At 37.3% G+C, this 4,603-nt stretch carries 4 protein-coding genes; 2 read left to right on the top strand and 2 right to left on the bottom strand.

Annotation, left to right across the window (positions count from 1 at the left end):
• A partial coding sequence (locus ACIR131C_RS0113865; RefSeq protein ID WP_028090687.1) for a Uma2 family endonuclease occupies positions 1-432 on the bottom strand: 432 nt, incomplete at its 3' end.
• Between the two features lie 166 nt (positions 433-598).
• On the opposite strand from ACIR131C_RS0113865, the gene gloA reads away from it, so the two are divergent.
• Both gloA and clpB read left to right on the top strand, forming a co-directional pair.
• Complete coding sequence (gloA, locus tag ACIR131C_RS22735) at positions 599-991, top strand: lactoylglutathione lyase (RefSeq protein WP_071604958.1); 393 nt, start codon at positions 599-601, stop codon at positions 989-991.
• Between the two features lie 103 nt (positions 992-1,094).
• Positions 1,095-3,773, top strand: coding sequence for an ATP-dependent chaperone ClpB (gene clpB, locus ACIR131C_RS0113855; protein WP_028090686.1), 2,679 nt, complete (start codon positions 1,095-1,097; stop codon positions 3,771-3,773).
• A gap of 99 nt (positions 3,774-3,872) precedes the next feature.
• On the opposite strand, the gene ACIR131C_RS0113850 is transcribed toward clpB, so the two are convergent.
• A complete protein-coding gene (locus tag ACIR131C_RS0113850; protein WP_028090685.1) occupies positions 3,873-4,235 on the bottom strand; it encodes a hypothetical protein in 363 nt (120 codons plus the stop codon).
• Between the last annotated feature and the right edge of the window lie 368 nt (positions 4,236-4,603).

Here is a 4,603-nt window from a genome sequence, read left to right as displayed (position 1 = left end):
TGGTTCTTGCATATATTCCTGCATTTTCTCTTTTAAAGGTTGTAAATTATCAGAATCTGACCTCAATTCAATGACAAAATCAGGACAAATAGGTGCAAATTTTTTCTGTTGTTTTGGTGTAAGTTGATTCCATCTTTCTAATTTTATCCAAGCAGCATCAGGAGAACGTTTTGCACCTGTGGAAAGTGTAAATCCCGTGCTAGAATCAAAACAAATTCCTGTGTTATCTTTTTCTGACCACACATATAATTGTCCAGCTAAGTTAAAGTTACGGTTTCCTGTTTCTGAACCTGCTGGTGACATAATTGATATTTCTCCAAATTGATTTCTCTCAATGCGTAAATCACGGTTTTCTTGACAGAATTGAAAAAATTGATCATCTGTCATTTGCATTGATGAGGGAAAATGTAATATCAAAGGTGATGAAATCATAATTATTTCTTCCATCTGAAATTAAAATTAATTTTACCACAAACTGTTGCTGAAATTTGCTAATACATAATTATTAACAATTGAGCAATTAAAAACAGAATTAAACGCAAGTTTCCTGAAAATTCCTGATTAGATATAAAATAAAAGAATTGAACAAAGGGTGAATATGCGATTACTACACACCATGCTCCGAGTAGGTAATTTAGACGAGTCTTTGAAATTTTACTGTGATATCCTGGGAATGAAGTTACTCCGACGCAAAGATTACCCAGGGGGAGAGTTTACCCTGGCTTTTGTCGGTTATGGGGAAGAAAGTGACCACTCAGTCATAGAACTCACCCACAATTGGGGCGTAGAAAAGTATGATTTAGGAAATGCCTATGGTCATATCGCTTTAGGTGTGCATGATATTTATACTACCTGTGCAGCCATTAGTCAATTGGGTGGTAAAGTAGTTCGAGAACCAGGACCCATGAAACATGGTTCAACGGTAATTGCTTTTGTCGAAGACCCAGATGGTTATAAAGTTGAATTGATTCAGTTAAAAACTCCAGAATAATTTAAGGTAGAGGGTAGGAAGATCAATAACTTCTTTACCCTTTACCCATTTGACCTCTAAACTTAAGTCACAAATCTAAAATCTAACATCTAAAATTCTCAAGATGCAGCCTACAGATCCTGATAAATTTACTGATACAGCCTGGGAAGCGGTAACAAAATCCCAAGATGTGGTTCGCGCTTATAAACAACAACAATTAGAAGTTGAACATTTAATTATTGCTCTTTTAGAAGAACCAACTAGCCTAGCTACAGCCATTCTCACCCGCGCGGAGGTTGATTCTGTCCGATTTAAACAACAATTAGAGGCTTTTACTCAGCGTCAACCGAAAGTTGCAAGAAGTGATCAACTTTACCTGGGGCGTAATTTGGATTTGCTGCTGGATAAAGCTAATGAAATTAGAGCTAAAATGAAGGAGGAGGAAATCTCGGAAGGACATATAATTTTGGCCTTTGCTGATGATGAACGGATTGGTAAACGCTTATTTAAAAGCTTAAATATAGATATCGCTCAAGTAGAACTTGGAGTTAAATCTGCTCGCAATAGTCAAAAACTGAAATCATCTCCTAAAGCAGAAGCAGATGTACCTGATGAAGCTTTAAAAAGATTTGGACGAGATTTGACAGAACAAGCCAAAGCCGGAAAATTAGATCCGGTTATCGGTAGAGATGATGAAATTCGCCGGGTAATTCAGGTGTTATCTCGTCGTAGCAAAAATAACCCTGTATTAATTGGTGAGCCAGGAGTCGGTAAAACTGCGATCGCGGAAGCCTTAGCCCAAAGAATGGTCAATGGTGACGTTCCTGAATCTCTAAAAAACCGCCAATTAATCTCTTTAGATATCGGTAGTTTGATTGCTGGTGCCAAATATAGAGGTGAATTTGAAGACCGTTTAAAAAATGTTCTGCGTGAAGTTACTGAATCAAATGGGCAAGTAGTTTTATTTATTGATGAACTCCATACCGTTGTCGGTGCTGGTTCTAATCAACAAGGATCTATGGATGCTGGTAATTTACTTAAACCCATGTTAGCCCGTGGTGAACTACGTTGTATTGGTGCAACCACCTTAGACGAATATCGCAAATTTATTGAAAAAGACGCAGCATTAGAAAGACGTTTTCAACAGGTATATGTAGATCAACCAACCGTAGAAAATACAATTTCTATTCTGCGGGGTTTAAAAGAACGTTATGAAGTGCATCATAATGTCAAAATTTCTGATTCTGCTTTAGTAGCTGCCGCAACCTTGTCAGCGCGTTATATAGCTGATAGATTTCTACCAGACAAAGCCATAGACTTGGTTGACGAAGCAGCAGCGAAATTAAAAATGGAGATTACATCCAAACCTGCGGAATTAGAAACCATTGATAGACGATTAATGCAGCTAGAAATGGAAAAACTGTCATTATCGAGAGAAGAACAGAGTATTTCCCCAACTAGAGAACGATTAGAACGAATTCAAGCAGAAATTGCCAGTTTAACAGTTAAACAGGAAGTATTTAATCAACAATGGCAAGGAGAAAAGCAGTTATTAGAAGCTATTAGCGTTTTAAAAAAAGAAGAGGATACCCTAAGGGTACAAATTGAACAAGCAGAACGAGATTATGATTTAAATAAAGCCGCCCAACTCAAGTATGGTAAATTAGAGGGCGTACAAAGGGAACGGGAAAGCAAAGAAACCCAACTATCAGAAATTCAAACCCAAGGTTCTACCCTGTTGCGGGAACAAGTCACAGAAGCCGATATTGCCGAAATTGTGGCAAAATGGACAGGAATCCCCGTAAATCGGCTTTTAGAATCGGAAAGACAAAAATTACTCAAACTAGAAAGTCATTTACACGAAAGGGTAATTGGTCAAGAAGAAGCCGTTTCCGCCGTCTCTGCGGCGATTCGCCGCGCCCGCGCTGGGATGAAAGACCCCTCTCGACCTATTGGGTCATTTTTGTTTATGGGACCAACTGGCGTGGGTAAAACTGAACTGGCTCGCGCTTTAGCTCAATTTCTCTTTGATTCAGAGGATGCTTTGGTGCGATTGGATATGTCCGAGTACATGGAAAAGCACTCAGTGTCTCGTTTAGTCGGTGCGCCTCCAGGATATGTGGGTTATGAAGAAGGGGGACAACTTTCCGAAGCAATTCGCAGACATCCTTATTCGGTGGTACTGTTGGATGAAGTGGAAAAAGCCCATCCAGATGTATTTAATATTTTATTGCAAGTCTTAGATGATGGTAGAGTTACTGATTCCCAAGGACGGGCTGTAGATTTCCGAAATACTGTTATAGTAATGACTAGCAACATTGGGAGTGAACATATTTTAGATGTCTCCGGCGATGATTCCAAGTATGATTTGATGCGAAATAAAGTCATGGAAGGTTTGCGAGGTCACTTCCGTCCTGAATTTCTCAACCGCGTTGATGACATTATTCTTTTCCACACTCTTAATCGTTCAGAAATGCGCCATATCATCCGTATTCAACTTAGACGAGTTGAAAATCTACTTAAAGAACAAAAAATATCCCTGGAAATATCACAAGACGCTTGTAATCATCTTGTAGAAGCTGGATATGATCCTATTTATGGCGCACGTCCGTTAAAACGGTCAATTCAGCGAGAAGTGGAAAATCCTCTGGCTACCAAATTACTGGAAAATACTTTTATTTCTGGTGATACCATCTTGATTGATATGGGTGAAGCCGGGTTGACTTTTAAGAAAAAACCGCATAATAAAGTAACAGTGACGCAAAACACCGTGAAGTTAATAGAAGCATCTTCAGACATATAAGAGTTCATTTTCTCACGCAGAGACGCTCAAGGCGCGGAGATAAGATTGTGTTTTATATCTTACCTATATCTTTGCGTCTTTTGCGTTTTTGTGGTTCATTTAATCCATTTTCTTTTTGGTGGGACGTTTCCTTTCCGATTTTTTTTTAAAGCCTACTGCTTGGGCTGCATCACTATCTGACCCAAATTGACCTTTTACTGCTTCTTTCATAGCTAGAACGGCTTTATGGAACTCCCATTCTGCTTGTTTTGCAGCATCTGCGGCGGCTTTAAATAATGCTTGTTTCTCGGTTTCTTCTTGTTGTTTTGTTACCATTTCTGTATATGCTTTCTGTAATGCTTCCGGTGTGGCTTCTACGCGACCAGTGGCATAACCAATAACGGCTGTGAGTCCATTATAGGAGTCTATATCTTGTTGAATTGTGTTAGGTGTAATTCGACGGGTTGTATCTGGGGCTGGCATATTAATTTTGTTGTTATAAATAATTTTATTAGTTTACTATACAATGTTTATTTTGACAATGTTTTATTTATATTTTTTATATAATTATTTTTTGTTTACAAATTTGTCTTTATGTATTGTCATCTGATGCTTTTGTTTATTGCTGCAATATTTTGTGAATTAATGACAGTAATTTAGTATTAAGTTCTATTTTTTTTGTAAGACGTTTTTTTATTTTTGGATAATTTTATTTACTGTATATTGTTTACTGATAAATATTTTACTTTAAAACTCTTTTTACCGTAAGTAAAATTTTTTTTGTTTTAAAAAACAAAGTATATTTATTATATAATTTTTTTTATAAATATACAGCAATTCCCGGTGTTATA

The organism is Dolichospermum circinale AWQC131C, from assembly GCF_000426905.1.
Taxonomy (GTDB): domain Bacteria; phylum Cyanobacteriota; class Cyanobacteriia; order Cyanobacteriales; family Nostocaceae; genus Dolichospermum; species Dolichospermum circinale.
This window is presented reverse-complemented; position numbering and strand designations above follow the sequence as displayed.